This window comes from Bradyrhizobium sp. UFLA05-125, assembly GCF_059803515.1.
In genome coordinates this window covers 710-1,287 of the sequence record NZ_JBANBJ010000173.1, presented here as the reverse complement: position 1 = coordinate 1,287, position 578 = coordinate 710, and the positions used below count along the sequence as shown (strand labels likewise).

Annotated in this window: 1 pseudogene; it reads left to right on the top strand. The window is 57.8% G+C overall.

Going from position 1 to position 578, the window contains the following annotated elements:
• Positions 1-578 (top strand): annotated as a pseudogene (locus SO156_RS45800) (NF038122 family metalloprotease); the annotation flags it as partial.

Genomic DNA, 578 nt, shown 5'->3' with positions numbered 1-578 from the left:
TTTACCGCGACGTCGACAGATGCGGCCGGAAATACGAGCAGTCTTTCGGCCGCATTTGATCCCGTTGTTGGGACGTTGATCGAGTCGGTTGGAGCAACCAGTCTCGTTCAGCTGGGCGGCAACTACCTTCTCGATCCAATTGCTGGTGGAACCGGACCCATACTGAAATATGGTGGCTTGGCGTACGTGGCCGGACAGTTCAGCGGCTGGGTGCCTCTTGGTGTGGAGGCGACGTCGAGCGGCTATGATGTGGCCTGGAAGAACACCTCGACCGGGCTTTATACGGTGTGGACTACCGATAGCAACGGCAACTTCACCTCAAACCTGCTCAGCAAAGTGGCAGGGACGAGCGTGTCCTTTGAATCGATCGAGACGGTGTTTCAGCAGGACCTCAATGGCGATGGTACGATCGGTGTGCGTACGACAACCATTGAGTCGTCGGGCGCAACCAGCATGCTGCAGGTGGGCAACAACTATCTCCTCAGTGACAGTGGTCCCACGCTGAAATATGGTGGCTTGGCGTACGTGGCCGGACAGTTCAGCGGCTGGGTGCCTCTTGGTGTGGAGGCGACGTCGAG